The following is a 26,609-nucleotide window of genomic DNA, read 5'->3' as shown; positions in this document are numbered from 1 at the left end:
CATGCATCGCGGCGCGCCACGGTCGCAGGCTTGACCCGGTAAATCGGCTCGGGGACGGGAAGGGGAGGACGACCTTCCTCGCCTATGCCCTTGTCGCGGTCGCCGAAATCGCCGGGTGCTTCGCCTTCCGGGCATGATGCGATGGCGGGGAGTTCAAGCGTGAGCGTCGTCGTCCGGAGCCCGTAAACGGTAGCCCACGCCGGTCTCGGTGAGCAGGATGCTCGGACGCTCGGGGTCCGCCTCCAGCTTGAGGCGAAGCTGGCGCATGTAGACCCTCAGGTATTGCGGGTCCGACGAGGTCGAGACCGCGCTCATGAGCTGGGCGTGGGTCAGGGCCTTGCCGGCATGCTGGATCAGGACGCGCAGGAAGTCGTACTCGCGCGGGGTCAGCTTGACGTCCGCGCCGCGCACCCGGACGAGGCGGCGCACCAGGTCGACGCTGAGGCCGTCGACCTCGAACAGGGCGCGCTCGCCCTGGACCGCGAGCTGGTGGCGCAAGGCCGCGCGGATGCGCGCCAGGAGCTCGCCCATGCCGAAGGGCTTGGTGACGTAGTCGTCGGCACCGAGGTCGAGGGCCTCGACCTTGCCGGCCTCGTCGTCGCGGCTCGACAGGACGACGACCGGGAGATCGCGAAAATCCTTGCGGATGACGCGGAGCAGGTCGTGCCCGCGCATGTCCGGCAGGCCGAGGTCGAGGATGATCAAATTGACCGTCTCGCGGGACAGGACATCGAGGGCTGTCCGTCCGTTGGGCGCCTCGAAGGTCTGGTAGCCCTGGGTGGCCAGGCCCATGCGCAGGAGCTTGCGGATCGGCGGCTCGTCGTCGATGACGAGGATGTTCATGCTCATGCCGCCAGATCCGAGTGAACGTGTCCCGCCGGGGGGACGGGCAGGAGGATGGTGAAGACCGCGCCCGGGCGGTCGCGGCGGTTGGCCGCCGTCAGCGTACCACCCATGGCCTCGACGAACCCGCGGGCGATGGCGAGGCCGAGCCCCGTCCCGGCCCGGACGCTGTCGGACTTGCGGACCCGGTAGAACTTGTCGAACACCCGCTCCACATCGGCCTCGGGCAGCCCATCGCCCTCGTCGAGAATCTGCAGACGGACCTGATCACGGTCCGAGATGCCCCTGACGGTGACGATGGAGCCTTCGGGGGCGTATTTGGCGGCGTTGTCGAGGAGGTTGACCAGCACCTGCTCGAACAGGACCGGGTCGAGGCGCAGGGCCGGCAGCGTGGTCGGTAGGTCGAGGCGTACCTGGTGGCCGGCGAGGATGGAGCCCAAGCGGCGAAGGGCGGTATCGACGCTCTCGCCGACGTCCTGCGGGGTGAGGCTCGCAGCCACCGCCCCGGCCTCCAGGCGGGTCATGTCGAGAAGGTTGACGATGAAGCGGTTCAGCCTCTCGGACTCCTCGATGATGGTGGCAAGGAGGTCGACCTTTGCGTCGTGCGGCAGCGCCTCGTCGAGGTCGCGCAGCGTCGTGGCCGCCCCGAGAACCGAGGACAGCGGCGTGCGAAGGTCGTGCGAGATCGACGTGAGCAGGGCCTGGCGCAAGCGGTCGGTCTCGGCGGCGCGCTCGGCCCGGTCGAGATCCTCCACCAGACGCACGCGCTCGATGGCGAGTGCCGCCATGTCGGCCAGGGCGTCGAACAGGCGCCGGCTTTCGGGCGAGAGGATCGGCCCGGTACCGTCGGTGTCGAGGCCGATCACCCCGACGATGCCACGGCCCGTGCGCATCGGCAGGAACAGGCGCTTGGCCCCCGGCAGGGTGTCGGCCCCCCGCCCGGCCGGGCGCTCGTTGTCGAAGGCCCAAGTCGCGGCCCCGAGATCGGCCGCGTCGAGCGTGTCCTCCGGTGGGAAGCCGGCGCGGACCGAGACCGTCCCCTGCTCCGGCAGCAGGACGACCACCCGGACCTTCAGCATAGCGGCGACCTGGGCCGAGGTCGCCCACAGGACGTCGTCGAGGGTGCCGCAACCGGCGAGCTTGCGACTGAAGCCGTAGAGCCGCTCCGTGGCCCTGGCGCGGCCATGCGACACCATGGCCTCCCGGCGCGAGCGCGAAGCGAGGTTGGAGACCACCACCGCCACCACCGTGAACAGGAGGAAGGCCGCGATGTTGGTCGGATCCGCGATGGTGAGGGTGTAGACCGGGGGCAGGAAGAAGAAATTGTAGGAGAGCGACGCCGCCAGGACTGCGACGAGGGACGGCCCGAGGCCGGATCGCACCGCGACGGCCACGATGGCGGTCAGGAGGATGAGGTCGGCGTTCTCCACGCCGAGGTAAGGCTCGACGAGGAGGGCGAGCCCGAGAGCCGTTCCCGTGGCTAGGACGCCGACGATGTAAGCCAGGATCTCGAACGGCGGCTTGGCCGGTGCCGTGGCGACCGTCTTCGGCGAGACGGGTTCAGCCTTCGTGGCCTCGCCGGTGATGACGTGGATGCTGATGTTGCCCGAGCGGCGGACGATGTCGTGCACCACAGAGCCGTTGAGGAGCTCGAACACCGGGGACCGGTCGGCCTTGCCGAGGATGATGTGGTTGACGTTGGTGGAGCGGGCATAGGCGAGGATGTCGTCGGCTACGCGTCGGCCGCCCGGCAGGGTCACGGCATCGCCGCCGAGGCGGTCGGCGAGGCGCAGGGTGTCGGCGATGCGGTCGCGCGCGGCTTCGTCGAGGGAAAGGCTGCGGGGCCCTTCGACCGTGATGGCGGTCCAGGGCGCGTGCAGCCGGTCGGCGAGGCGCTTGGCATGGCGCACGAGGCCGGCGGAGCGCGGATCCTCGCTGATGCAGACGAGGACCCGCTCGCCCGCACTCCATGGGCCCGCGATGGCGTTGGCCCGCATGTGGTTGAGGAGTTCGTCGTCGACCCGGTCGGCGGTCCTTCGCAAGGCGAGTTCCCGGAGCGCCGTGAGGTTGCCGCGCGAAAAGTAGTGCTTTAGGGCGCGCTCGGCGTTGCCCTTCACGTAGACCTTGCCGTCCCGCAGGCGCTGGATCAGGTCGTCGGGGTTGAGGTCGACCACCTCGATGTCGTCGGCCCGGTCGAGGATACCGTCGGGCACGGTCTCGCGCACCCGGATGCGGGTGATCTGCGCGACGACGTCGTTGAGGCTCTCGACGTGCTGAATGTTGAGGGTGGTGTAGACGTCGATGCCGGCGTCGAGCAGTTCCTCCACGTCCTGGTAGCGCTTCGGATGGCGCGAGCCCGGCGCGTTGGTGTGGGCGAGTTCGTCCACGAGGGCGAGCGCCGGCTGGCGCGCCAGGATCGCATCGAGGTCCATCTCGTCGAGCGCCGCGCCGTGATACGCAACCGGACGGCGGGCCACGACTTCGAAGCCCTCCACCAGGGCCTCGGTCTCGGCTCGCCCATGGGTCTCGACCACGCCGACGATGACGTCCGTGCCGGCCTTGAGTCGGGCGCGGCCGACGGTGAGCATCTCGTAGGTCTTGCCGACCCCCGGGGCCGCACCGAGGAAGATCTTGAGGCGGCCGCGATGGCGCTCTTCCCTACGGGCGGCCTCCAGCAGCGCGTCGGGCGAGGGACGGTCCGGGTCGCGGTGGGGCGTCGACATCGGGTGGCCTGTCATCCGGCGAGGTTACTTCGAACCCAGGCCGTCCAGGGCGAGGTTGAGGGCGAGCACGTTCACCCGAGGTTCGCCGAGGATGCCCAGCAGGCGACCCTGGACCTGGGAGTCCACGAGGGAACGAACCTGATCCACGGAGAGGTTACGCGCCTTGGCCACGCGGGGCACCTGGAACAAAGCGGCATCGGGAGAGACGTCCGGGTCGAGGCCCGAGCCGCTGGCGGTGACGAGGTCGACCGGGACAGGCTGGCCGGGGTTCTCGGTCTGGCGCGTCGCGACATCCGCCTTCACCCGCTCGGCAAGGGCGGCGCTGGTCGGGCCGAGGTTCGAGCCCGAGGAGTTCGCCGCATTGTAGGGCGACGGGACGGTCTTCGTGGCATCGGCCGGGTCGGCGGCGCTCGTGGCGGAGGGGCGGCCCTGGAAGTAGCGGTCGCTGGTGAAGGACTGCCCGATGAGGCTGGAACCGACGACCTTGCCGTCGCGCTCGATCAGGCTGCCGGCGGCCTTGGCCGGGAAGACGACCCCCGCGATGCCGGTCATGGCGAGGGGATAGGCGAGCCCGGTGATCGCCGTCAGGGCGATCAGCAGGACGAGGGCAGGGCGAAGGTGGTTCAACATGGCGTGCTCCTATGTGGCGGTTCGAGGCGGCTCAGACGAGGTGCAGGGCGGTGATGGCCAGGTCGATGGCCTTGATGCCGACGAAGGGCACCAGGATGCCGCCGAGCCCGTAGATCAGGAGGTTCCGGCGCAGGAGAGCGCCGGCCCCGACCGCCCGGTAGGACACGCCCCGAAGCGCCAGCGGGATCAGGACGACGATGATGAGCGCGTTGAAGATGATGGCCGAGAGGATCGCACTCTCCGGTGATGCGAGGCCCATGACGTTCAGCGCCTGGAGTTGCGGGTAGAGCACCAGGAACATCGCCGGGATGATGGCGAAATACTTGGCCACGTCGTTGGCGATGGAGAAGGTGGTCAGTGCCCCACGGGTCATCAGCAACTGCTTGCCGATGCCGACGATCTCGATGAGCTTGGTCGGGTCGCTGTCGAGGTCGACCATGTTGCCGGCCTCGCGGGCCGCCACCGTGCCGGTGTTCATGGCGACACCGACATCGGCCTGGGCGAGCGCCGGGGCGTCGTTGGTGCCGTCGCCGCACATGGCGACGAGCTTGCCCTGCGCCTGCTCCTTGCGGATCAGCGCCAGCTTGTCCTCAGGGGTCGCCTGGGCGAGGAAGTCGTCGACGCCGGCCTCGGCGGCGATGGCGGCCGCGGTCATCGGGTTGTCGCCGGTGATCATCACCGTGCGGATGCCCATCTGCCGCAGTTCCGCGAAGCGCTCGCGAATGCCGCCCTTCACGATGTCCTTGAGGTAGACGACGCCGAGAAGCCGGCCGTCCCGCGTCACGGCGAGCGGGGTGCCGCCCGCCTTGGCCACGTCCTCGGCGATGGACTGGATCTCGCGCACCGTCTCGTCGGCGAGGCCCGGGCTGTAGGCCAGCGCCGCGCCGGAGCCACGGGTCGCCATCGGCTGTGAGCTCACCGAGGCGATGATAGAATCGACGGCGCCCTTGCGGATGGAGGATCCGTCGAGGTCGACGCCGCTCATCCGGGTCTGGGCGGTGAACGGCACGAAGGTGGCGTTGAGGCTTCCCATGTCGCGGGCGCGGATGCCGTACTTGTCCTTGGCCAGCACCACGATGGAGCGACCCTCCGGGGTCTCGTCGGCGAGCGACGCCAACTGGGCGGCGTCGGCGAGCTCCTGCTCGGAGACGCCACGAACCGGGCGGAACTCGGTGGCCTGTCGGTTGCCCAGCGTGATGGTACCGGTCTTGTCCAGCAGCAGCGTATCGACGTCGCCGGCCGCCTCCACCGCGCGTCCCGACATGGCGAGCACGTTGAAGCGCACCAGCCGGTCCATGCCGGCGATGCCGATGGCCGACAGGAGCGCGCCGATGGTCGTCGGGATCAAGGTGACGAACAGGGCGACCAGCACGATCAACGGAATGGCACCTCCGGCATAGGAGGCGAAGCTCGGGATCGAGGCGACCGCGAAGACGAAGATGATGGTGAGACCCGCGAGCAGGATGTTGAGAGCGATCTCGTTCGGGGTCTTCTGCCGCGAGGCGCCCTCGACCAGGGCGATCATCCGGTCGACGAAGGTCGATCCGGCCGCCGCTGTGATCCGCACCCGGATCTCGTCGGACAGCACCTGGGTGCCGCCGGTGACCGCCGACCGGTCGCCGCCGGATTCACGGATCACGGGGGCGGACTCACCCGTGATGGCCGCCTCGTTGACCGAAGCGACGCCGAGGATCACCTCTCCGTCGGACGGGATGATGTCGCCGGCCTCCACGAGGACCACGTCGCCGACCTTGAGGTCGTTGCCGGGCACGGTGTCGTAGTTCCGGCCCGTACCCTTCAGGCGCTTGGCCATGGTCTCGGTGCGGGTGCGCCGCAGGCTGTCGGCCTGGGCCTTGCCGCGCCCTTCCGCGATGGCCTCGGCGAAGTTGGCGAACAGCACGGTGAACCACAGCCAGAGGATGATCTGGCCGGAGAAGGCGAGGTTGGCGCCGCCCGTCAGGACGTCGCGGATGAACAGGACGGTGGTGAGGGCGGCCACGACCTCGACCACGAACATGACCGGGTTCTTGATCATCTTGCGTGGGTCGAGCTTGGTCAGGGCGCCGATGAGCGCCGGCCCGACGAGGGCGGCACTGAACAGGCTGGTGGAGTTTGGGCGGGCCATTGCGGTTGTCCGATGGAAGACATCTCGGGAGGCGGCGCGATCCTGCGCCGTCGAGTGGGGTTCAGGGCGCGAGCGCATCGCCGAGGAGGGCGGCCCCGGCCAACAAGCCGAGGGCACCGAGCAGGGTCAGACCGAGCATGGCGAGGATGACGTCCGAGAGCCGGACGTCCTTTCGGTCGCGCTCGACTTGGCTCCAGGGTTGGGATCGCGGTCGATGGCGGGGCAGGGCGCGCCGCATGGCGGCGCGGTTTCGGGAGGGCACCAGGGCCTGCTGCATCTCAGCCCCCCACCGCGAAGGTCTGACCGAGGCCGCCGGCGAGGTGCTCGACGATGGGCCCCAGCGCCAGGGCCGGGAAGAAGGTCAGGCCGCCGACGATCAGGATCACGCCGACCAGCAGCCCGACGAACAGGCCGCCATGGGTCGGGAAGGTCCCGGCCGAGGTCGGTACGGTCTTCTTGGCGGCTAGCGAGCCTGCGATGGCGAGCGCCGGGACGATGACGAAGAACCGCCCGAACAGCATGCCGAGGCCGAGCGTGGTATTGTAGAAGGCGGTGTTGGCCGTCAGGCCGCCGAAGGCCGAGCCGTTGTTGGCCGCCGCCGAGGTGAAGGCGTAGAGGATCTCCGAGAAGCCGTGTGGCCCGGCATTGGCCGGACCCGCGAGGCCGGCGGCGATCACGGTGGCCAGCGCCGTGAATCCGAGCATCATCAGGGGCAGGCACAGGATGGCGAGCACCGCCATCTTGACCTCTCGCCCCTCGATCTTCTTGCCGAGGTATTCCGGGGTGCGCCCGACCATGAGGCCGGCGACGAAAATCGTCACGATGACGAAGACCAGGATGCCGTAGAGCCCGGCGCCGACGCCGCCGACGATGATCTCGCCGAGCTGCATGTTGATCATCGGGATCATGCCGCCGAGCGCCGTGAAGCTGTCGTGCATGGCGTTGACGGCGCCGCAGGACGCCGCCGTTGTCACCGCCGCGAACAGGGCGGACGCGACGATGCCGAACCGGACCTCCTTGCCCTCCATGTTGCCGCCGGTGAGGCCGAGCCCGTTCAGGACGGGGCTGCCCGCGCTCTCGGCCCAGTAGACGACACTGACACCCGCGAGGAACAGCACGCCCATGGCGGACAGGATCGCCCAGCCCTGGCGCTCGTCGCCGACCATGCGGCCGAAGACGTTGGTCATCGCCGCGCCGATGGCGAAGATCGAGAGGATCTGGACGAAGTTCGAGAGGGCGGTCGGGTTCTCGAACGGATGCGCGGCATTGACGTTGAAGAAGCCGCCGCCATTGGTGCCGAGCATCTTGATCGCGACCTGGCTCGCCACCGGGCCGACCGCGATGGTCTGCTTGGCGCCTTCCAGGGTCGTCGCCTCGACGGCACCGCCGAGCGTCTGCGGAATGCCCTGCCAGACGTAGAAGAGCGTCAGCGCCATGCAGAGCGGTAGCAGCACGTAGAGGGTGCTGCGGGTCAGATCGACCCAGAACGAGCCCACCGTGCCGGCCGAGGCCCGCGAGAAGCCCCGCACCAGGGCGACGGCCAGCGCGATGCCGGTGGCCGCCGACAGGAAGTTCTGATGGGTCAGCCCCAACATCTGCGTGAGATACGACATCGTCGTCTCGCCGCCGTAGGACTGCCAGTTCGTGTTGGTGACGAAGCTCGTCGACGTGTTGAACGCGAGGTCCGGCGCGACTGCCGCCTGCCCGTCCGGATTGAGCGGCAGCACCGCCTGGAAGCGCAGCAGCGCGTACAGGGTGAGGAAGCCGAGCACGTGGAAGGCGAGCATGGAGAGGGCGTAGGCCAGCCAGTGCTGCTCCTGGGCGGCATCGATGCCGGCGACGCGGTAGAGCCCGCGCTCGACGGGAGCGAGGACGGGCGAGAGGACGGTTCGCTCACCCGTGAAGACGCGGGTCATGTACCCGCCGAGAGGGCGGGCGAGCGCGATGATGACCGCGCAGAACAGCGCGATCTGGATCCAGCCGTTGATGGTCATCGGAGATCTTCCTTCAGAACCGCTCGGGGCGGACGAGGGCGTAGGTGAGGTATCCGAGCAGCCCCAGGGTCACGAGGGCGCCAAGCGTCAGGTCGAGGGTCATGGCGGGCCTCAGAGGCGTTCGCAGAGGACGGCGTAGCCGGCGGCCAGGCCAAAGAAGGCGAGCCCGGTTGCGATGAAGACGATGTCGAGCATGGTCGGTCCGTTTCGGTTCGGGGGCCGACGCATGACCGGTCTCGCCCCGCTCCAATGTGGACGCGAACCGCATTAGGGTTCGAGACGGATGCGAGGACGATCTTATAAGGATCGCATTAGGATAGGCGGCGTTCAGTTCGTCGGCATCGCCAGGCGTAGGGCCAGATGGAACTCGGGGCACCACCGGGATAGGTCTTCGACCCTGATCCACGCGAGTTCCGCTGGGCACTGATCCATGATTCGTAGCCGTCGAATGGTTGACGGAGAATGTGAGGGCAGGGGGGCCTCGCCACCCACCCAAGCGGTCGGCCCCTGCGACGGGCCCCTGACCGGTGTCAGGATACCCGCGGCGTCGTGCCAAAGTACCCTGGCAACGACAGATCCAGGCCCGTTCCCTAGCCGTATCTGCCATTCGCATAAGATATATTATGGAACCTGAAACCCCGGAGGACGGGGTGAGGGGGGCTTGCAGGTCAGCTTGACACGAAGCTGGGATTCACCATTCCATGAACTGTCGCCGAGAGATGGCGGCTTTACCCCTTGCTCACCAGCTTCCTTAAGCGATCCGCCAGTTTCAGGGGCAATCGTCACAATCCTATCTCAAACCGCGTGTCTAACCCGTGGCGGAGTGGGATCGGTCTTCGCGACCGCCCGCCCCGATCGTTCTCGAAGCGGATCCGATGCTGACCCTGCTCAAACCCTGCGCCGCCCCGTTCCTCGGCCTGGCCCTCGCGGCTCTGGGCCTCGGTGCTCAGGCATGGGCGGAGCCGGTCGCGGCCAAGCCGGCGATCCCCGCCAGGGCGCTGGCCAAGCTCTCCCACGTGGCCGCCCTGGTGAAGGCGGGATCCGACATCCGCATCGTCGCTTTCGGCTCCTCGTCCACGGAAGGGTCGGGCGCTTCCTCCCCGGCCGCCGCCTACCCCGCCCAATTGCAGGAAGACCTGCAGGGCCGCCTCGATATCGCCGGCGCCAAGCACCCCATCGTCACGGTCCTCAACCGCGGCAAGGGCGGCGACGATGCCGAGGCCATGGCCCGCCGCCTCGACCGGGACGTGCTGGCCGAGCGGCCGGACCTCGTGATCTGGCAGACCGGCAGCAACGACCCGATGACCGGCGTCACGGTGGAGCGTTTCACCGAATTGACCCGTCAGGGCATCACGGCGATGCGCGCGGCCGGCTCCGACGTCATCCTCATGGACCAGCAATGGTGCCGCCGTCTGACGACGACCAACGGTGCCGAGCGCTACGGCGAGGCGTTGCACAGCCTCGCGGCCGAGCTCGACGTGCCGGTGATCCGCCGTCACGCCCTGATGCGGACCTGGGCCGCCAGCGGCCTCCTGAGCCCGGCGCAAATGATCGGCCCCGACGGGCTGCACATGACCGATGCGGGCTACGACCGCCTCGCCAAGGCCGCCACGGCGCAGATCCTGGTCAATGCCGGACTGATCCCGGCCGACCCCCTGCGCAACTGACGCGCGCCCTCCCCGGCGCTCCGCTCTGGCGAGCCTACAGGTCCACACTCACCGACAACCCGTCATAGGCCGGCACCACGCCCGGCGGCAGCTTGGCCGCGAGGGTGGCGTAGTCGAGATCGGTGTGGAGGTTGGTGAGGATCGCGCGGCGCGGGCGCACCTCTTCGATGAGCGCGAGCGCGTCCGAGACCGAGTAATGGGTCGGGTGAGGGGTGTCGCGCAGGGCATCGATGATGAGGAGATCGAGGCCGCGGAGCCGCGCCTTGGCCGCCTCCGGCATCAGGCTCACGTCGGGCGCATAGGCCGCCGGCCCGAAGCGGAAACCGTGGGCGGCTTCGGCGCCGTGCTCCATGCCGAAGGCCACCGCCTCGATCGTACCGCCCTCACCTCCGATCGAGACCGGCTCGCCCGCCACGAGATCGTTCATGTCGAGGATCGGCGGATAGGCGCTGCCGGGCGGCGTCTCGAAGCAATAGCCGAAGCGCATCGTCAGCAGGGCGCGCGTCTCGGCATCGGCATAGACCGGGATGCGCCGGTGCATGTGGATCACCAGCGGTCGCACGTCGTCGATGCCGTGGGTGTGGTCGGCATGGGCATGTGTGTACAGCACCGCGTCGAGGCGGCTGACCCCCGCCGACAGCAATTGCTCGCGCAGATCGGGTGAGGTGTCCACGAGGAGGCTGGTGTCGCCCGCCTCCCCTCGCCGCTCCACGAGGATCGAGCAGCGCCGCCGCCGGTTCCTGGCATCGGCCGGGTCGCAGGCGCCCCAGCCATAGCCCACGCGGGGAACGCCGCCGGACGAGCCGCAGCCGAGGATCGTCAGCGTCAGAGAACCCATCCGCACCTCCCGGTCCGTTGGTATCGGAGCGCGCGGGCCGCTGTCATGCCGCCCGGCCGCCGGATGGGGTCGCCTTGTCGAACAGACGGTGGAAATTGGCCGTCGTCAGGCTCGCGAAGGCCTCGAACTCCATGTCTAGGGTCTTGGCCAGGGAGCGGGCGGTGTCGGCGGTATAGGCCGGCTCGTTGCTGCGCCCGCGATGCGGCTCCGGCGCCAGGAACGGCGCGTCGGTCTCCACCAGGATGCGGTCGCGGGGCACCGCGAGGGCGATGTCGCGCAGCTCGTGCGAGCGCCGGAAGGTGACGATGCCCGAGAAGGAGACGAACAGGCCGAGTTCGACCCCGACTTCCGCCAGGCGTCGACCCGAGGAGAAGCAGTGCAGCACCGCCTTGAAGGCCCCGCGCTTCATCTCGTCGACGAGCACCGATTCCATGTGCTCGTCGGCATCGCGGGCATGGATGACGAGGGGGAGGCCGGTCTCGCGGGAGGCCGCGATATGCCGGCGGAACACCCGCTCCTGCACCGCCTCCGGCGCGGCGTCCTCGTAATGGTAGTCGAGCCCCGCCTCGCCGATGCCGACACAGCGCGGATGGTGGGTGAGGGCGACGATCTCTTCCGTGGGTACGTCGGGCTCGTCCCCTGCCCCGTTGGGATGGGTGCCTACGGTGTGCCAGATCTGCGGATGAGCCTCGGACAGGGCCTCGTAGACCCGCGCCTTGGCGATTCGCGTCGAGATCGTGAGCATCCCCGTCACGCCCGCCGCCTCGGCGCGGGCGATCACGCCGGGAAGATCCTCGGCGAAGTTCGGGAAGTCGAGATGGCAGTGGCTGTCGACCAGCATGGACAAAACTCGGGATTCTCGGTGACGCTGCGGACCCCGCCTCAGACGGCGGGAGCCTCCGGCTCGACGAAGCGCGGGAACAGCCCGCTCGGCGCGGGGAGCGCCGTGCCCGGCGCCAGCCGACCCCCCTCCCCGATATCGGCGAGCTGCCGCCTGCCCGCGGGCACGGCCAGGAGGTCGAGGAGCTTGGCGCCCGAATCCGGCATGAAGGGCTGCACCAGGATGCCGATGGCGCGCAGGGTCTCGGCCACCACGTAGAGGGAGGCGGCCATGCGGGCCGGGTCGGTCTTGCGCAGGACCCAGGGCTTCTGCGCGTCGAAATAGCGGTCGGACGCCGTCACCACGGCCCAGATGTCGGCGAGCGCCGTGTGTAGGGCGAGCTTGTCCATCGCCACACGCACGGAGCCCGGCAGGGCGTCCGCCAGCGCCAGGAGCGCCCGGTCGTCCTCCGTGAAGTCGCCGTGCTCGGGGACGAGGCCACCGCAATTCTTCGCGATCATCGAAAGAGAGCGCTGGGCGAGGTTGCCGAGCCCGTTCGACAGGTCCGCCGTGTAGCGGGTGATGATGGCCTCGTGGCTGTAATTGCCGTCGCCGCCGAACGGCACCTCGCGCAGCACGAACTGGCGCAGCGCATCGACCCCGTAGGTCGCGATGAGGTCCATCGGATCCACCACGTTGCCGAGGGACTTCGACATCTTCTCGCCCTTGGAGAGCAGGAAGCCGTGGCCGAAGACGCGCTTCGGCAGCGGCAGGCCCGCCGACATCAGGAAGGCCGGCCAGTAGACCGCGTGGAAGCGCACGATGTCCTTGCCAATGACGTGCAGGTCCATCGGCCAGAATTTTTTGCGGGAGTCGGCCTCGTCGGGGAAGCCCGTCACCGTGAGATAGTTGGTGAGTGCATCGACCCAGACGTACATCACGTGATCCGGGTGCCCCGGCACCGGCACGCCCCAGTCGAAGTTGGTTCGGCTGACTGAAAGGTCCTTGAGGCCGGAACGGACGAAGCTCGCCACCTCGTTGCGCCGTGTCTCGGGGCCGATGAAATCGGGCTGGGCCTCGTAGAGGGCGAGCAGGCGATCCTGATAGGCGGAGAGGCGGAACAGGAAATTCTCCTCCTCCATCCAGGTCACGGCGGTGCCGGTCTCCCGCGCGCGGCGCGTCCCGTCGGGGGCGGTCTCGGTCTCGTCCTCGTTGTAATAGGCCTCGTCGCGCACCGAGTACCAGCCGGCATATTTCGACAGGTAGATGTCGCCCTTGGCCTCCATGCGCCGCCAGAGTTCCTGGGCGGCGGCATAATGGTCCGGCTCCGTGGTGCGGATGAAGCGGTCGTGGCTGCAGTTCAGCGCCTCGGCCATGGCCTTGAAGCGCGCGGCCATGTCGTCGACCAGGGCCTTCGGGCTGATCCCGGCCTTGGAGGCGGTCTGCTGGATCTTGAGCCCGTGCTCGTCGGTGCCGGTGGCGAACAGCACGTCGTAGCCGTCGAGGCGCTTGAACCGCGCGATCGCGTCGGTGGCGATCACCTCGTAGGCGTGGCCGATATGCGGCGCGCCGTTGGGATAGGAGATCGCCGTGCTGATGCCGAAGGTCTTAGCGTCGAAACCGGACGTCTCGGCAATGGATGGGCTGGGCCCTGACTCGTTGGCCATCGCGTCGAAATACCCTCGGATACGCGGTTCATCGGATCACAGGACGAGCCTGCTCATGTCCCGGCGCGCACGGCCCCCGCGAGGTCGCCGAACAGCGAGAGGATCAGCGGCCGGCGGTCGAGATTGTAGGTCGCGGCCTCCCGGGCGGCGCGGGCGATCTTGTCACACACCTCCACCAGGGCCGCAAGGCGAGCGGGGGGCTCGTGGCGGCGGCGGTCGAGTTCCGACGAGACGAAGCGGAACACCGTGTCGAGGCTCGCTGCGAAATGCTCGTCCGCGTCCCGGCCGGAGAGCTTCTCGGCCAGTGCCAGGATGCGGCGCCAATCGGGATGGTCGAGGCGCGACAGCAGGGTCTCCATTTCGCCGACGAGGTTGGATGTCGCCGGATCGAGCATGGCGAAGCCCTGCGCCACCGAGCCCTCGGACAGGGCGGCGGCGCGGGCCAGGGCTTCCGGGTCCGGCCGCACGAAGGGGGGAGGGAAGCTCTCCAGCACCCGAGCCACCTCACCCTCCCCCAGGGGGCGCAGGTTGAGCGCCCGGCAGCGCGAGCGGATCGTCGGCAGCAGCCGGCCCGGCGCGTGGCTGACGATCAGGAACAGGCAGCGGGGCGGCGGCTCCTCCACCATCTTGAGCAGGGCATTGGCGCTGTTGGCGTTGAGATCCTCGGCGCTGTCGACGATGCAGATGCGGTAGCCGTCATTGCCTGCCGTCGAGCCGAACAGGTCGAGGGCATGGCGCGCGGCATCGACCGAGATCTTGGTCGCGAGCGTCTTGGCATTGTGCGGCCGGGTCCGGCGCAGGGCCACGAGGTTGGGGTGCGACAGCGCCGCCACCTGCCGCGCCGCCGGATGCGAGGGATCGACCGCGAGGGTGTCCGGGGCGTGGCCGGGGCGCGGGTTGGCGATGAGCCAGCGCGCCACGCGATAGGCCAGGGTCGCCTTGCCGATGCCGCGCGGGCCGCCGATGAGCCAGGCATGGTGCAGGCGGCCGGAGGCGATCCCCTCGATGAAGGCGGCCTCCGCCTCCGCATGGCCGACGAGACCGGCCTGCTCGCGCGGGCGGGGGATGTCGGCGAGATCGCCGGGCTCGACGTCCTCGGGCGCGCGTTCAGGCCGCATCGTCGGCAGCCTCCGGGCGGGAGAGAAGGCTGGGCAGGCGGGCGGCGAGGGCGGCCGCGATCGCCTCTTCCACCGCATCGGGGGGGAGGCCGGCATCGATGACGACGCAGCGCTCCGGCTCCATTGCCGCGATGGCGAGGAACGCCTGCCGCAGGCGGGTGTGGAAGCCCAGCGCCTCCGCCTCGAACCGGTCGGCCGCCTCCCCTGCCCCGGCACGGGCCTTCGCCCTGGCGAGACCGATGGCGGGGTCGAGGTCGAGGATCAGGGTGAGGTCGGGCGTCATATCTCCGACGACGACCCGCTCCAGGGCCGAGAGCAGGGCGGGGTCGAGGCCGCCCGCCGCTCCCTGATAGGCACGGGTCGAATCCGAGAAGCGGTCGCACAGCACGGTCTCGCCGCGGGCGAGGGCCGGGCGGATCAGCGTGTCGAGATGGTCGATGCGGGCGGCGGAGAACAGCAGCGCCTCGGCGAAGGGTCCGTGCCGCTTCACCGTTCCGGCCAGCAGTGCCTCACGGATCGCCTCGGCCTTGACCGAGCCGCCGGGCTCGCGTGTCGTCACCACCGGGGCGGAAGACGCACCACGCAGGCGCGCCGCGAGACGGGCGATCTGGGTCGATTTCCCGGCCCCCTCCCCGCCTTCGAAGGTGATGAACGCCCCGCCCTGCCCGAGCCGCTTGCGGCTTCGGTCGATCACGACTTGGCGCCGGCCTTATCGGTCGCGCCGGCCTTGTCACCCGCGCCGACCTTGTCGAAGGCGCGCCGGAACAGCCCGGTCCCGACCTCCCAGGCCCCGTCGAGGGCGCGCTGCGGAATCGTGCCGGCCGGCACGTCCTCCCCGGCATAGACCGGTAGGTCGAGGGCCTGGGTGTCGCCACGGGTGATGCGCAGGCGGCCCACCTCCCTGCCTTGCTCCACCGGCGCGATCAGCGGACCCTGATAGACGACGCGGGCGCTGATGCGGTCGCCATTGCCCCGGGGCAGGAGCACCCGCACCGGCTTCTTGGCCACCAGCGGGACGCTGCCCTGCGCCCCGCCGAAGACGGAGGCGTCGGCCACGGTCTCGCCGCTGGCGAAGATCTGCCTCGGCTCGAAGGCGCGAAAACCCCATTCCACCAGCTTGCGCGATTCGCCGGCGCGGTCGCGCGCCGTCTTGAGGCCGCTCACCACCATGATCAGGCGCTGGCCGTTCTGCACTGCGGAGCCGGTGAGGCCGTAGCCCGATTCCTCGAGAAATCCGGTCTTGAGCCCGTCGGCGCCGATATCGAGGGTCAGGAGCGGGTTGCGGTTCTGCTGCTTGATCTTGTTCCAGGTGAACTCGCGCTCGGCGAAGATCTTGTAGAGATCGGGGTAGGTGTCGATCAGGTGGATCGCCAGCTTGGCGAGGTCGCGTGCGGTGACTTTCTGGTCCGGCGCGGAATAGCCGGTGGCGTTGCGGAAGGTGGAGCGCGTCAGGCCGATTTCCTTAGCCCGCGCGGTCATCATCCGACCGAAATTCTCCTCCGAGCCGGCGATGCCCTCGCCGATGGCGATGGCCGCGTCGTTGCCCGATTGCACGATCAGGCCGCGCAGCAGGTCGGACAGCTTGATGCGGCTGTTGAGCTGGGCGAACATCGAGGAGCCGCCTCCTCCGGCACCGCCCCGGCGCCAGGCGTCCTCGGTGATCTGGAATTCGCTGTCCATGCTGAGCCGGCCCTGCCGGATCTCGTTGAACACGATCTCCGTGGTCATCAGCTTGGCCATGCTGGCCGGCGAGAACGGCTCGTCCGCCGCCTTTTCGAACAGCACGGAGCCCGAATCCGCGTCGATCAGGATGGCGTGGGGGGCGGATGTCTGGAAGCTCTGGGCCAGGGCGGGAAGGGCGGCGAACCAGCCGATCGCCGACAGGCTCAAGCCGGCCAGCCCGGCCCGGAAGCCGGCGGCCAGATTCGTCCGGTTCGTCGTCGCACGCATCGTTCGCCTCATGCCCGTCGGCTCCGAGGCTTGGCTGATAAGCCCGGTCCGTTCTCGCCCTTGCGAGATGGTATAGCGGATCGCCCGCGAAATCGAACGCAACTTTGCCGATAAGGTCGCGACACGGTGGACCAGACGATGCCGCCGCCTGCGCCAATCCCGACCGTTTTCCGGTCAGTTCACCTCGGCGATGCGCGAGCGGCGTGCCTGGGCCGGCTTTGCCGTGGCGGTGGCGACCGCCGGGGCGGGCGACTTGCCGCGCCCGGCCTGGGCGCTGGCGGGCTGGGAGCCGGCGGGGGGCACGGACAGCTTGGCGACGCTGGCCTTGGCCGTTCCCAGAGGACCCGAGGGAGGCGAAACCGGACGCAGGTTCGCCACCGCGGCATGGCCCGTCGCGGAGCGTGCCGGGGTCGCGGCGCCCGCCGTCTTCACGACCGTGCCGCGTGCGGGGGCCGGAGCGGCGGCCATCCGCTGCGGTGCCGCCGGGACCGGCGACAGGGCGAGTTTCGTCTTCGGAGCGGAGGTCTCCACTTTGGCCTGAAGCGACTTCGCGTCCTTGGGCGTCCCGGCGCCGTGCTTCGATGCCGGGGCATGGGCAGGGCCGGCGCTCGAGGCGAGGCGCACCGGTGCCGGGGGCGGCGGTACGGCCCCCTTCGCCTTCGGCCCCGCATGGGCCATCTGCATGGCGGGAACCTGGAGAGCGGGAGCCGTGCGATCCGGCATGGTCGGCCGGAACCCGTGTGACCGGGACGCGGTGGGCTGCAGGGCCGCCGGCACGGCGACGCTGGAGCCGCCCGCCACCAGGACCGGCGCGGGTCGGACGGGACGCGGCGCGGAAGCGGCGTCGTCCTCGTCGGCCGCAGGCTTGAAGGCCAGGGCGGGACGCTGCGCGCGCGTCAGACGCTCCGGTTCGGCATCGGGTCCGAGATCGGCCATCATCACCGGCGAGCCGCCGCCGACGCGGGCGGGCGCGCCATCGGTGCGCAGGGTCGCCATCAGCTTGCGGTCGTCGCTGCCGGCGGTGGAGGCCTTGCCGACATACTCCACCCGCACCTTGGCGGTGCCGCTGCGATGGAATTCCAGGGCCTGGGCCACCTCCTCCGACACGTCCATGAGGCGGTTGGCGTGATAGGGGCCGCGATCGTTGACGCGCACGATCATCGAGTGGCGGTTGGCGAGGTTGGTCACCCGGACGTAGCTCGGCAGCGGCAGGGTCGGGTGGGCGGCCGCGATGGAATGGCGGTCGAACACCTCGCCATTGGCGGTCATCCGGCCGTGGAAGGCGCTGCCGTACCAGGATGCCAAGCCCTCGCGGACATAGCCCTTGGCATCGTCGCGGGGCACGTAGGTGCGGCCGGCCACCACGTAGGGCTTGCCCGAGAAGCGGCGGCCGCCTCCCTTGGGGATCGTGTCGCCCTCGTTATAGAGGCGCGGGCTGGCCTTCACGCCGTATTTCGGATCGTAGGACGATCCGGAAGAGCCGGCCGGGCCAGCGAGTTTCTGGGTGTTCTGCGCGCAATTCGCGGTGGTCAGTGCCACCACGGACACGGCGAGGAGGCGCAGCAGCGGTACGCCCGCCGTTGGAGCCAATCCGGCCTTCGTCGAACGCGCCATACCGAACCGCCCAGCACTCTTACGCTCTCGAAACGCCATACAGGGCCGAGGAACGGAAGAGCGATCCGGTCCGGCCGTCGAAGGCCGCCCGGAAAGAGCGGGCTTCGATTGCACAGACAATTGTCGGTTTGACGTAAAGGAAACCTGAACGCTGCGGATGGGGCTCCGATTCGCTACCCATGGCTCATCCGTCGAACGAGGGCCCGGCCCTATCGGCTTGTGTCATCGAAGGAAATTGTGGTTTCAAGGATGTGGATATCATGCTCCGGATCCGTCCTCCCGACCCATCGCGAAGAGATGTCGCGGGCTGATGCGGGACGTGAGATTTTAGGTGCAAGGCTCTGACCAAAAAAGATTTTCTCCTGTCGATCGTCGATATCGACAGGAGAGGGCCGTCAGCGGTGGTTGGTCTCGTTCAGCCGCTCGATCGGCATGGTCCCCCGCTGTTTGAACAGGAGGTCGAGGGCTTCGAGCATGAGCGCGTGCATCTTGGTGCGCTCGGTATGGGCGAGGTCGCGGAGCTGGTCGTAGACCGGTGGCTCCAGATAGACCGACATCTGTCGGGCACGCTCCTTCAAGGTGCTCGGGGCCTTGCGGACGGGAACGTGGCCCGTATCGAGCTGGACGATGTCGGCGCTCCTGGCCGGGGGAACGCTTCCCGCGACGATGGAGGCGAGGCTCGGCCTAGGCGGCTTTGGCATGCTTGGCGACCTGCATCCGCTTCTCGATCCACGTCCAGAGCCTGCGCACTTCGCCGGCGGCCTGGCCCTTGGGGTTGAATTCGGTGACGCCCTGACCGACGCCGATCGCGTCCTGGTGATCGGTGCGCGCGACGATGTTGACGTCCGGCAGGATGCCCAGCACGGCCAGGCCGTCGGCCGCGTCGCGGATCCGGTAGGAGCGCGGCGGGGTCTGGTTCAGCACGAAGGCGAACTTCTTCTCCAGACGGTAGACCGCGGCCAGGGTCGGCTTGAACGCGCGCAGGTCCGCCGGGGTGGGGCGGCAGGGGATGATGCAAAGATCGGCCGCGCGGATCGCCGAGAGCGTGCCGGTGGAATCGACGCCCGGCGTATCGATGAAGACGTAATCGTAGGAGGAGTCGCGCAGCTGGGCCATGACGGCCTCGATCTGTGACGCATCGATCTGCGCGACTTCCGGCCCATCCACCGTGCGGTGGTCGAGCCAGTCGCTGATCGTCGCCTGACGATCCATTTCGAGGATGCAGACCGACAGGCCGCGCTCCTGTGCCGCGACGGCCAGTGAGATGCACAGCGTGCTTTTCCCACTCCCCCCCTTCTGGGTGACGAAGGTGATGGCTTTCATACGGGAGCCCTTCTCGCGTCCTGAGATGTCGCCTCCTGCCGTGCCGGGACGATCCCTCGGCCCAAAAGCCGATCGAATCCCCTGCCTCGGATGGTCACCGGTCGGGCTCGCAGCCGTCGTCCCGTGACACCAGGATGCCCTGATCCCGGTTTTGGCCCGTCATGGTTAACCAGTGGTTAAGGGCGGGGCCGGGGATCGGCGCGTGCCGTGAACCGGGGATCGAGATCGCGACGAACGATGCCGCCTGCGTTCGACCCCAGGGCCTCAGATCAATCTCAGGTTGCCAAAAATTCCCGCAGGGCGTGTCTTGCCCTTCCAATAGGAGGATTCGACGGTTAGGTTGCCGCCGACATCGCGGGTCGACGGGAAATTATCAACTTCAGGTAAATTCGATGCGAGGGCGATCCCTGCCTCGTGTCGATCCGCGGTCACACGTTTCGTCCCCAGCGATCCGCCCCGGCGGCCCAGGAGATCCATGCCTGCGCGCACGAGCCTTCTCTCCGGTGACACGGACGGAATCCTGGCGGCACTCGACGCGTCGGGCGTCGTGGGCGTCTGGTCCCACGACGTCTGGGCCGGCCGGATCGTCGTATCGGACTCCCTCGCGGACGTACTCGGTCTCGTTCGGGAAGCGGCGGGCGTGAGTCTCGACGCATTCCTGGCGACGATTCTCGCCGAGGACCGGCTTCGCGTGGAGAACGCCCTGCATGCCGCCGTCGAGGCGGGCGGCCCGTTCGAGATCGCGTTCCGGACGGTTCGAGGCGAACGCCGGCTCGGATTGCGCGGACGGATCGACCGGGGCGAGGCCACCGGGCGGGCGAGAGGCCTCGGCATCGCCATCGATCGCAGCGAAGACGGGGCAAGTCTTCACCAGCCCGCCCTGCACGCAGAGGCTGCGGCCAACCGCATGGCGGAACACGCCATCGCCCTGCACGACCTCGCGGCCGACCTCCACCAGCCGAGACTGGTCGCGGTTCTCGACTGCCTGATGCGGGAGATCGCCTTCACCCTGGCCGGCCACCTCGACGGAGCACGGCGTCCGCGCGAACATTGAGGGCGAGGATCCGGCTCAATCCGCGGGCCTGCGCAGGAGGTAGGTGTCCATGATCCAGCCGTGGCGCGCCCTCTCCTCGGTCCGGAGGCGCCGGATCTCGCCGGCGACGTCGCCGAGGCGGCCCGACAGGGTGATCTCGTCGTCGCTCCCGAGATAGGCGCCCCAATAGATCGTCAGGTCCGGGTCGAGATGGGCGAAGGTCGGGTCGCCGTCGAGCATCACCACGGTGGTGTCGGCCTCGGCGGACAATCCTCCGGCGATCTGGCGCCCGGTTGTGATCTGCACCGGCGCGCCAATGCGGTTGAGGGCGATGCGGTGGCTCGCCGCCAGGGCCTGAACGCTGGTGATGCCGGGAATCACGCGATGGTCGAAGGCGAGGCGCCCCCGCGCCACGATCCGGTCGATGATCCGCAGGGTGCTGTCGTAGAGCGAGGGATCGCCCCAGACCAGGAAGGCGCCGGTGCCGTCCTCGGGAAGCTCGCGTGCGATCATCGCCTCGTAAAGAGCCGCGCGGGCGCCGTGCCAATCCTCCACGGCGACGCCGTAATCGGCCGGATTCCGGTCCCGCTCCGGGTCCTGCGCCTCGACGATGCGGTAGGGGCGGTCCTCGATGTAGCGCTCGCAGATCTCCCGGCGCAGGGCGACGAGGTCGGCCTTCTCTCCTCCCTTGTCGAGGACGAAGACCACGTCCACCGTGTTCAAGGCCCGGATCGCCTGGATCGTGACGTGCTCCGGATTGCCGGTGCCGATGCCGATCACGAGGATCTGTCTCACGCGTCTAGCCTTCCGAGTTGCGATCGGCCCTGTCGCGGGCGCATGCCCTATGCTACGCTCTGCGTCGACATGAAACCCATCCGGCGCAATCTGGACCGGAGCCTCGCGCTCTGGCTGATAACGGTGATCCTCGCGATCGCCGGCTTCGGCATGTCGTCGCCCGCGAGTGCCCATACGGGCCATGGACACGATGGCAGCGCTCCTGTCGCATGGGTCCAGGCCCCGGCTTCCTTCGACTCCCTGGCCGTCCGGGCGGATACCGCCACCCCCGGCATGCAGGAGATCGTCTCCGTCCTGCGGGCGGAACCCCATCTCGGCTGTGCCGGACCCTGCTGCACCGGTCCTTGCGGAGCCGCATGCTGCTGCGCCATCGGCCTGGCACCGGCCGACGGGGATATGACGTCCGCAGGCGGCTTGACCGGTCCCGTTCCGGTGGGCGCCATCTCCGCCCGTACGGACGTCGCTCCGGATTCTCCGTCCGAACCACCGAGACCCTTCGCCTGACGTAACGACGGCGTTCCGCGCCCGGCCGCCTGACGGCGCCGCGTGGAAAGCAGTCCCTGCTTCATCGGCGTCGAGGTTCTTCCATCATGTCCATCGTTTTTCCGGCAGCCCTGCGACTCGTCGCGGCGTGCGCCATCGCCTGGGCGGCCCTGTCCGGCGCGGTCCTGTCCCATGAGGGCCATTCCCACGGAGACGAGGCCCCTGCCCTGCCCGTCGCGGCGGCCGCACCCCGGGCCGAGGCGAAGTCGGAGCGCTACGAACTCGTCGCCACCGTGCAGGGCCACGATCTCGTCTTCTATCTCGACGCGTTCGAGACCAACACGCCGGTCACCGACGCCACCCTCGCCCTCTCGACGCCGGACGGGCGCCGGAAGGCCGAGCTCCAGGCCGACGGCACCTACCGGCTCCCGGCGCCCTGGCTGGAGGAAACCGAGCACCACGACCTCCTCGTCGCGGTGACGGCGGAGGGCAGCACCGACATCCTTTCCCTCGATCTCGACCTGCCGGCCGCCAAAGCCGCGGCGCCGACCTCCGAGCCGGCGGCCACCGCTTCCCTGGTCGAGCGCCTGACGCACCAGCCGCCCTCCGTCACTGCCGCCGGAGGCTTCCTCCTCGGCCTCGGCGCCGTCGTCCTGATCCGCCGTCGGCGCACGATTCCCATCGTCGTCGTCCTGGCGGTCACGGCGACGATCGTGCTGGGCAGCGCCGCCCTCGCCCATGAAGGCCACGATGCCGCGCCGGCCGAGGGGGGGATGATGGCGAGCCCGCCCTCCGGCGGCGCCGACCGGGCCAAACGCCTGGGCGACGGTTCGATCTTCGTGCCCAAATCCCTGCAGCGGCTCCTCGTCCTGCGCACCGCCGTGACGGCGACGCAGAGCGTGGCCCGCACCGTGGCCCTGCCCGGCCGGGTCATCGCCGACCCCAATGCCAGCGGCGTGGTGCAATCCTCCGTGGGCGGCCGCCTGGCCCCTCCGGCGAACGGCTTCCCGCGCCTCGGAACCCGCGTGACGCGCGGCGAGGTTCTCGCCACCGTCACCCCACCGGTCCAGGCGGTGGACGTCTCCGACATGCGCCAGCGCCAGGGCGAACTCGACCAGCAGATCGCGATCCTCGACCGGCGCGTGGTCCGGTTCGAACGTCTGGCGGGGACCGGCGCCGTGGCGCAGACCCAGCTCGACGATGCCCGCTCCGAGCGCGACGGGCTCAAGGACCGCCGCGCCGCCCTCGACACGGTCCGCGGCTCGCCCGAGGCCCTGGTCGCACCGGTGGACGGGGTCATCGCCGAGGCGAGCGCCACGGCGGGCGCCATGGCCGCCCCCGGCACCGTCGTCTTCCGCATCGTCGATCCGGGCAAACTCTGGGTCGAGGCGCTGAGCTTCGAGGCCCTGTCGCCGGAAGGCTCGGCGACGGCCCGCCTCGGGGACGGGCGCAGCCTTGCCCTGACCTATCGCGGGGCCGGCCTCGCCGACCGCAATCAGGCGGTGCCGGTGCAATTCGCGGTGGCGGGCGAGTCCACCGGCCTGCGGCTCGGCCAGTTCGTCACCGTCCACGCCCCCTTGACGGGGGAGCGGACCGGCCTCGCCGTGCCGCGCTCCGGCATCCTGCGGGCGGAGGGCGGCAGCGTGGTCTACGAGCATGTCGGCGCCGAGCGCTTCGTGGCGCGCAGCGTCCGCACCGATCCCCTCGACGCCGACCGCACGCTCATCGCCGACGGTCTGGAGCCGGGACGGCGCGTCGTCGTCCAGGGTGCCGAACTCCTCGACCAGATCCGCTGAGGAACCGCGAAGATGTTCGGCCTCATCGTCGCGCAATCCCTGCGCAACCGCCTCCTCGTCGTCGCGCTCGCTTTCGCCCTGGTCCTGACCGGCGCGCTCTCCCTCGCGCGTCTGCCCGTCGACGTGCTCCCCGACCTCAACCGGCCCACGGTCACGATCCTGACCGAAGCCGAGGGCTTCGCCCCCACGGAGGTGGAGCAGCGGGTGACCTACCCGATCGAGACCCGCATGAACGGCCTGCCCGGCGTCAGCCGGGTGCGCTCGGTCTCCGGCATCGGCCTGTCCATCGTCACGGTGGAGTTCGAGTGGGACACCGACCTGTTCCGGGACCGGCAGTTCGTCAACGAGAGGCTGGCGCTCGCGCGCTCGGAACTGCCGCCCAACGTGGTCCCGCAGATGGGGCCGGTCTCCTCGATCATGGGCGGCATCCTTCTCGTCGCCGTCACCTCGAAGACCGCGACCCCGATGCAGGTGCGCGAGACCGCCGACTTCACCTTGCGCCCGCGCCTGCTCTCGATCCCGGGCGTGGCACAGGTGATCCCCATCGGCGGCGAGGTGCGCCAGTTCCGGGTCGCCCCCAATCCCGCCGCCATGCGGGCGCTCGGCGTCACGGACGAATCCCTCGCCCGCGCCCTCCAGAATTACGGCGGCAATGCCGGCGGCGGCTATTCCGAGGCCGGCGGCCGCGAGGTCCTGATCCGCGCGCTCGGCCGCACCACCGATCTCGACGACCTTCGCAATCTCGTCGTCACGACGCCGGGCGGTCCGGTCTACCTGCGGCAGGTCGCCGAGATCGCCTTCGGGGCGCGGCCCAAGCGCGGCGACGGCGGCTTCATGGGTAATCCCGCGGTGGTGGTCTCCATCGAGAAGCAGCCCGGCATCGACACCGTGCGCCTGACCCGCGAGGTCGAGGCGGCGCTCAAGGAGATCGGCCCCTCCCTGCCGCACGGGATCGAGGCCGGCAACGTCCTGTTCCGACAGGCGGACTTCATCGAGACGTCGCTTCGCAACGTGATCACGGTGTTGATCGAGGCCGTGGCCGTGGTGGCCGTGGTGCTGTTCGCCTTCCTGATGAACGTACGGACCACGCTGATCTCGCTCGCCGCCATTCCCGTCTCGATCCTCGCCACCGCCACGGTGTTTTCGCTGCTCGGACTCTCCATCAACACGATGACGCTCGGCGGCCTCGCCATCGCCATCGGAGAGCTGGTGGACGACGCCGTCGTCGATGTGGAGAACATCCTGCGGCGCCTGCGCGACAACCGGGCGGAGGGTTCGCCCCGCACGTCCTTCGCGGTGATCGTGGACGCCTCGAACGAGGTGCGCTCCGGCATCGTCTATGCCACGATCATCATCTGCCTCGTCTTCGTGCCGCTCTTTGCCCTGTCGGGCATCGAGGGCCGGCTCTTCGCGCCGCTCGGCCAGGCCTACATCATCGCCATCCTGTCGAGCCTCGTGGTCTCGCTGACCCTGACGCCCGCCCTCTCCTCCTGGCTGCTTCCCGGCCTCAAGAGCCTCGACCATCCCGAGAGCCGGCTGATCCGCGGCCTCAAGCGCGCCAACGGGCACCTCGTGGAGACGGCCTTCGCCCATCAGCGCCTCGCCATCGTCTGCGCGATCGTCGCGGTGGTCGCCGCCGGCTATGGCGCGGGACGCTTGCCCCGCGCCTTCCTGCCGACCTTCAACGAGGGCTCGTTCACGGTCACCACCACCTTCACCCCCGGCATCTCGCTCGCCGAATCCGCCCGCGTCGGCGCCATCGCCGAGCGCCTGCTCCTAGACATCCCCGAGGTGGACAAGGTCGGGCGCCGCACGGGCCGCGCCGAACTCGACGAGCATGCCGAGGGCGTCCATTCCACCGATCTGGAGATCCGCCTGAAGCCCGGCGGGCGCGAACGCCCGGCCATCGTCGCCGACATCAGGGGGCGGCTGTCAGTCCTTCCGGTCACGGTGAATGTCGGCCAGCCGATCTCGCACCGGCTCGACCACATGCTCTCCGGTGTCCGGGCCGAGATCGCCCTGAAGCTGTTCGGCGAGGATCTCGACGCGCTGCGCCGCACCGCCGAATCCCTGCGCGAGACCTTGTCCGGCATTCCGGGCGTCGCCGACCTCCAGGTGGAGCGGCAGGTGCGCGTGCCCCAGATCGAGATACGGGTCGATCCGGCCAAGGCGGCGCTCTACGGTGTCTCCCCCGCGACGGTGGTGGAGACGGTGGGGAACCTCGCCAACGGCCGCGTGGTCTCGACCCTGGTGGACGGCCTTCGCCGCTTCGACGTGATCCTGCGCCTGCCCGAGAGCGGCCGGTCCATGGCCGCCCTGCGCGACCTCCTCATCGAGACGCCCTCGGGCTGGGTGCCCGCCCATGCCCTGGCCGACATCGCCGAGCGGGACGGGCCCAACCAGATCCTGCGCGAGAACGGCCGCCGCCGTATCGTGGTCCAGGCCAACACCGTGCCGGGCTCGGACGGCTCGAAGGTCGCCGCCGACATCGCGCAGGCCCTGGCACGCACGACGCTGCCGGAGGGGATCAGCGCGCGCCTCGAAGGCGCGTTCGAGGCGCAAGGGGAGGCGACCCGCAGGATCGGCCTCCTCGGACTCGTCTCCTTCGCCCTTGTCTTCGCGCTGTTGGCGAGCCGCTACCGCTCCGGCGTGCTGGCCCTCATCGTCATGGGCAACGTGCCGCTCGCCCTCATCGGCAGCGTCGTCGCCCTCACCATCGCCGGTCTGCCGCTCTCGGTGGCCTCGATGATCGGCTTCGTGACGCTCACCGGCATCGTCGCCCGCAACGGCATCCTGAAGATCAGCCACGTGTTGAATCTCGGGTTGAACGAGGGGCTGCCCTTCGGCCCGGCCCTGGTGCTGCGGGCGAGCAACGAGCGCCTCGTGCCGGTGTTGATGACGGCGCTCGCCGCAGGCATCGCCCTGGTGCCGCTGCTGGTCGACGGCACCGCGCCGGGCAAGGAGATCCTGCATCCCGTGGCCGTGACGATCTTCGGTGGCCTCATCAGCGCGACGCTGCTGGACGCCGTGCTGACGCCGATCCTGATGCTGCGCTTCGGCGGCTCCGCCTTCGCCCGCCTGCGCGAGGCGCCCGGCGATGAAGCCCCCTCCCCGGTGGCGGGGACGGGGAACGACGCCTTCGTCTTCGCCGAACTCGACCGGCTCGGATATTTGGGCTCGGTGGGTTGCG

General features: G+C 69.5%; 23 protein-coding genes. 5 read left to right on the top strand and 18 right to left on the bottom strand.

Features of this window, described 5'->3' with window-relative positions; genetic code table 11:
- Window positions 1-153: 153 nt before the first annotated feature.
- The 7 genes from MBTS_RS00535 to MBTS_RS00505 all read right to left on the bottom strand — a co-directional run bounded on the left by MBTS_RS00535 (window position 154) and on the right by MBTS_RS00505 (window position 8,418).
- Complete coding sequence (locus MBTS_RS00535; protein ID WP_056149476.1) at window positions 154-849, bottom strand: response regulator; 696 nt, start codon at window positions 847-849, stop codon at window positions 154-156.
- The gene (locus MBTS_RS00530; protein WP_192214878.1) at window positions 846-3,566 is read right to left on the bottom strand and encodes a sensor histidine kinase; all 2,721 of its coding nucleotides are present in this window, start codon (window positions 3,564-3,566) and stop codon (window positions 846-848) included. The genes MBTS_RS00535 and MBTS_RS00530 overlap by 4 nt, the downstream gene beginning before the upstream one ends.
- A 24-nt stretch (window positions 3,567-3,590) precedes the next feature.
- The gene (locus MBTS_RS00525) at window positions 3,591-4,196 is read right to left on the bottom strand and encodes a K(+)-transporting ATPase subunit C (RefSeq protein ID WP_056252280.1); all 606 of its coding nucleotides are present in this window, start codon (window positions 4,194-4,196) and stop codon (window positions 3,591-3,593) included.
- Between the two features lie 31 nt (window positions 4,197-4,227).
- Complete coding sequence (gene kdpB, locus MBTS_RS00520) at window positions 4,228-6,321, bottom strand: potassium-transporting ATPase subunit KdpB (RefSeq protein WP_147830083.1); 2,094 nt, start codon at window positions 6,319-6,321, stop codon at window positions 4,228-4,230.
- Between the two features lie 61 nt (window positions 6,322-6,382).
- Window positions 6,383-6,598: a hypothetical protein gene (locus MBTS_RS00515; protein WP_056160181.1), complete on the bottom strand. Its 216-nt coding sequence runs from the start codon at window positions 6,596-6,598 to the stop codon at window positions 6,383-6,385.
- 1 nt (window position 6,599) lies between these two features.
- Complete coding sequence (kdpA, locus tag MBTS_RS00510; protein WP_056149467.1) at window positions 6,600-8,315, bottom strand: potassium-transporting ATPase subunit KdpA; 1,716 nt, start codon at window positions 8,313-8,315, stop codon at window positions 6,600-6,602.
- A gap of 13 nt (window positions 8,316-8,328) precedes the next feature.
- A complete protein-coding gene (locus MBTS_RS00505) occupies window positions 8,329-8,418 on the bottom strand; it encodes a K(+)-transporting ATPase subunit F (protein WP_036267122.1) in 90 nt (29 codons plus the stop codon).
- 772 nt (window positions 8,419-9,190) lie between these two features.
- On the opposite strand from MBTS_RS00505, the gene MBTS_RS00500 reads away from it, so the two are divergent.
- On the top strand, window positions 9,191-9,982 hold the full coding sequence (locus MBTS_RS00500) for an SGNH/GDSL hydrolase family protein (RefSeq protein WP_192214877.1): 792 nt from the start codon (window positions 9,191-9,193) through the stop codon (window positions 9,980-9,982).
- Window positions 9,983-10,016: 34 nt separating this feature from the next.
- Here the strand turns inward: MBTS_RS00500 and MBTS_RS00495 are convergent, their stop codons facing one another.
- The 10 genes from MBTS_RS00495 to MBTS_RS00450 all read right to left on the bottom strand — a co-directional run bounded on the left by MBTS_RS00495 (window position 10,017) and on the right by MBTS_RS00450 (window position 19,789).
- Window positions 10,017-10,820 carry an MBL fold metallo-hydrolase gene (locus MBTS_RS00495; RefSeq protein WP_192214876.1) on the bottom strand — a complete coding sequence of 268 codons (804 nt, stop codon included), beginning with the start codon at window positions 10,818-10,820 and terminating at the stop codon, window positions 10,017-10,019.
- A 43-nt stretch (window positions 10,821-10,863) separates the two neighbouring features.
- Entirely contained in the window at window positions 10,864-11,661 is a 798-nt protein-coding gene (locus tag MBTS_RS00490) for a TatD family hydrolase (protein ID WP_018043557.1), read from the bottom strand.
- A 41-nt stretch (window positions 11,662-11,702) separates the two neighbouring features.
- Entirely contained in the window at window positions 11,703-13,307 is a 1,605-nt protein-coding gene (gene metG / locus MBTS_RS00485) for a methionine--tRNA ligase (protein ID WP_210322585.1), read from the bottom strand.
- A 53-nt stretch (window positions 13,308-13,360) separates the two neighbouring features.
- Complete coding sequence (locus MBTS_RS00480) at window positions 13,361-14,425, bottom strand: DNA polymerase III subunit delta' (protein WP_192214875.1); 1,065 nt, start codon at window positions 14,423-14,425, stop codon at window positions 13,361-13,363.
- The gene (gene tmk, locus MBTS_RS00475) at window positions 14,415-15,119 is read right to left on the bottom strand and encodes a dTMP kinase (RefSeq protein ID WP_056149455.1); all 705 of its coding nucleotides are present in this window, start codon (window positions 15,117-15,119) and stop codon (window positions 14,415-14,417) included. Before tmk ends, MBTS_RS00480 begins: the two co-directional genes overlap by 11 nt.
- Window positions 15,116-16,375, bottom strand: coding sequence for a D-alanyl-D-alanine carboxypeptidase family protein (locus tag MBTS_RS00470; protein WP_187273334.1), 1,260 nt, complete (start codon window positions 16,373-16,375; stop codon window positions 15,116-15,118). Before MBTS_RS00470 ends, tmk begins: the two co-directional genes overlap by 4 nt.
- A 174-nt stretch (window positions 16,376-16,549) precedes the next feature.
- Window positions 16,550-17,989 (bottom strand): septal ring lytic transglycosylase RlpA family protein, encoded by a 1,440-nt coding sequence (locus tag MBTS_RS00465; RefSeq protein WP_192214874.1) that lies wholly within the window; start codon window positions 17,987-17,989, stop codon window positions 16,550-16,552.
- Window positions 17,990-18,384: 395 nt separating this feature from the next.
- Window positions 18,385-18,690, bottom strand: coding sequence for a ribbon-helix-helix domain-containing protein (locus tag MBTS_RS00460; protein WP_056149449.1), 306 nt, complete (start codon window positions 18,688-18,690; stop codon window positions 18,385-18,387).
- Window positions 18,674-19,312, bottom strand: coding sequence for a ParA family protein (locus MBTS_RS00455; RefSeq protein WP_056149447.1), 639 nt, complete (start codon window positions 19,310-19,312; stop codon window positions 18,674-18,676). The genes MBTS_RS00460 and MBTS_RS00455 overlap by 17 nt, the downstream gene beginning before the upstream one ends.
- Window positions 19,313-19,576: 264 nt before the next feature.
- Window positions 19,577-19,789 carry a hypothetical protein gene (locus MBTS_RS00450; RefSeq protein ID WP_147833245.1) on the bottom strand — a complete coding sequence of 71 codons (213 nt, stop codon included), beginning with the start codon at window positions 19,787-19,789 and terminating at the stop codon, window positions 19,577-19,579.
- On the opposite strand from MBTS_RS00450, the gene MBTS_RS00445 reads away from it, so the two are divergent.
- Window positions 19,788-20,366 (top strand): PAS domain-containing protein, encoded by a 579-nt coding sequence (locus tag MBTS_RS00445; RefSeq protein ID WP_056149445.1) that lies wholly within the window; start codon window positions 19,788-19,790, stop codon window positions 20,364-20,366. The genes MBTS_RS00450 and MBTS_RS00445 overlap by 2 nt on opposite strands.
- A 15-nt stretch (window positions 20,367-20,381) precedes the next feature.
- Here the strand turns inward: MBTS_RS00445 and cobF are convergent, their stop codons facing one another.
- The gene (cobF, locus tag MBTS_RS00440; RefSeq protein WP_056149443.1) at window positions 20,382-21,140 is read right to left on the bottom strand and encodes a precorrin-6A synthase (deacetylating); all 759 of its coding nucleotides are present in this window, start codon (window positions 21,138-21,140) and stop codon (window positions 20,382-20,384) included.
- Window positions 21,141-21,182: 42 nt separating this feature from the next.
- Here cobF and MBTS_RS00435 point away from each other — a divergent pair, with 42 nt between their 5' ends.
- From MBTS_RS00435 to MBTS_RS00425, 3 genes are all read left to right on the top strand, one after another.
- Window positions 21,183-21,644, top strand: a complete 462-nt coding sequence (locus MBTS_RS00435; protein ID WP_147833244.1) for a hypothetical protein — start codon at window positions 21,183-21,185, stop codon at window positions 21,642-21,644.
- 86 nt (window positions 21,645-21,730) lie between these two features.
- Complete coding sequence (locus MBTS_RS00430) at window positions 21,731-23,419, top strand: efflux RND transporter periplasmic adaptor subunit (protein ID WP_147833243.1); 1,689 nt, start codon at window positions 21,731-21,733, stop codon at window positions 23,417-23,419.
- A gap of 12 nt (window positions 23,420-23,431) precedes the next feature.
- Window positions 23,432-26,609 (top strand): efflux RND transporter permease subunit (locus MBTS_RS00425; RefSeq protein ID WP_244973473.1); only part of this gene is annotated, 3,178 nt, incomplete at its 3' end.

Origin of the sequence: Methylobacterium bullatum (genome assembly GCF_014845095.1) — a bacterium.
Taxonomy (GTDB): Bacteria; Pseudomonadota; Alphaproteobacteria; order Rhizobiales; family Beijerinckiaceae; genus Methylobacterium; species Methylobacterium bullatum.
This window is presented reverse-complemented; position numbering and strand designations above follow the sequence as displayed.